The following is a 2,050-nucleotide window of genomic DNA, read 5'->3' on the forward strand; positions in this document are numbered from 1 at the left end:
AAATGCTTCTTCAGACCTTGCCAGCAACGGTAGTACTCGCTCTGCAATTGGGACGATTCGAGCGCGTAGCGCGTCGGCCGGATGACGGCAGGTGTTTCGAACATGAATGCCATGGTGTTCGCGACCTGGTCGGGCCGAGTCGTGTCTGCTGTGCTGGCCTTGGCGAACGTATCGGCGTCCGGACCATGGCCGCTCATGCAATTGTGAAGCGACGCACCACCTGGCGCGAAGCCTTCCGCCTTCGCGTCATAGGCGCCATGAATCAGGCCCATGAACTCGCTGGCAAAGTTGCGGTGAAACCATGGCGGGCGAAAAGTGTTTTCCATCGACAGCCAGCGCGGCGGGAAAATAACGAAGTCGATGGCGTCGACGCCTGGCGTATCGGTGGGGGCCTGGAGCACCAGAAAGATTGATGGGTCGGGATGATCGTAGCTGATCGAACCGATCGCGTTGAAGCGGCGCAAGTCGTATTTGTACGGCGCATAGTTACCGTGCCACGCGACCACGTCGAGCGGGGAATGGTCGATCTCAGCGCGCCAGAGATTGCCTTCAAATTTCGCGATGAGTTCGAACTCGCCTTCACGGTCCTCGTAAGAGGCCACCGGCGTGAGGAAGTCGCGCGGATTAGCGAGGCCATTGGAGCCGATCACGCCGAGGTCCGGTAGCTTGAACAGCGCGCCATAGTTCTCGCAAACGTAGCCGCGCGCCTCGCCATCGGGCAACTCCACGCGGAAACGGACGCCTCGCGGGACGACGATGATTTCCTGTGGCTCGACCTCCAGCAGGCCCATTTCAGTCGCGAGGCGCAGCCGTCCCTGCTGCGGCACGATGAGTAACTCGCCGTCCGCATTGTAGAAGAAGCGGTCGGTCATCGAGCAGTTTGCGGCATACAGGTGGATCCCGCATCCGCTGCCCACGTCGGGCGCGCCATTGCCGGCCATGGTCACCAGGCTCGACACAAAATCGGTCGGTGCATCGGGCATCGGGAGGGGAGCCCAACGCAACTGATTCGGCGGTGTCGGTACATCGTCGAAGCGGCTCAGCAGGCGCGCGTTGTCGATCCGCTCGAACGGCAAGTGCATGGCCGCCGGCCGGATCCGGTACAACCAGGAACGGCGGTTGTTGTGCCGCGGCGCAGTGAATGCCGTGCCCGAGAGTTGCTCAGCGTACAGGCCATAAGGCGCGCGTTGCGGAGAGTTGCGCCCCACGGGAAGCGCGCCGGGCAGGGCCTCGGTAGCAAATTCATTGGCAAAGCCGCTTTGATAATTGAGTGTCATTGTGTCGATCTCCTGCGAAGGACATTGGCCCCTAAAGGCGGCGGCGCCGCCCTTGCTTGCATGTGCGGCTCGCACCCGGCACTTATTCGGGTATCCCCTCGCTGGCATCGTCGATCAGATTCAGCGCGACGGCCGGGTCGTCGATCGTGTCGATCGCGAGCATTGCGAAACGCGCGAGAAAGAAGGCAGTATTCGGCTCGCCCAATTGGGTCATGGTCTTGCACAGTCGGGTATAGACGGTATCGAGGTCGCTGTCGGTCATGGCGTTCTCCTTTATCAGGTGGGTCGTGATTACGTGTGAAGGGCGTGGTGGATGGCTGCCGCAATATCCGCGGCGGCTGCCGCGTGCCAGCGCCCCAGTACATGCCCGTCCGGGCGAACCAGATACACGGTCCCGGCTTTGGCACCGTACATGGCAAACAGTCGACCCGTATGGTCCCAGTTGTGATCGCTTTGGGTCTCGGGGTGCAGATGCGCGGTCACGGGGATCAGCTTGAAAGGCAGCTTTTCGCTATGAAGCGTTTCTTCGAGCGCGGAGAATTCCGCAGGTACCCTGCCATCTTCGCTAAAATGCAAGGCCGTGAAGCAGGGGCTGACCAAATCGGTCAGGTGAGCTTCCCTCGCGTTGCCGCCCTCGACGATCGTCAACGGACATTCAGGAAGCACGGCCCCCGGCACAGGGCCAGCGGTGAATGCGCCCGGCTCTGTTTCCGTCGCATTTAGCGGCGACGCTGTATAGGTGATGGCCGAAGTCTGCCGCGGATTGATCAAGG

The 2,050-nt window shown here is 61.4% G+C and carries 2 protein-coding genes and 1 pseudogene; all 3 read right to left on the minus strand.

Features of this window, described 5'->3' with window-relative positions:
• Positions 1-1,277: homogentisate 1,2-dioxygenase (gene hmgA / locus AWB67_RS36855; RefSeq protein ID WP_087660745.1), on the minus strand; the 1,277-nt coding region annotated here is incomplete at its 3' end.
• An 82-nt stretch (positions 1,278-1,359) separates the two neighbouring features.
• A complete protein-coding gene (locus AWB67_RS36860) occupies positions 1,360-1,539 on the minus strand; it encodes a hypothetical protein (RefSeq protein WP_087660746.1) in 180 nt (59 codons plus the stop codon).
• A 29-nt stretch (positions 1,540-1,568) separates the two neighbouring features.
• A pseudogene (locus AWB67_RS36865) lies at positions 1,569-2,050 on the minus strand (FAD-dependent oxidoreductase); the annotation flags it as partial.

The sequence above is a fragment of the Caballeronia terrestris genome (assembly GCF_001544515.1).
GTDB classification, from domain to species: domain Bacteria; phylum Pseudomonadota; class Gammaproteobacteria; order Burkholderiales; family Burkholderiaceae; genus Caballeronia; species Caballeronia terrestris.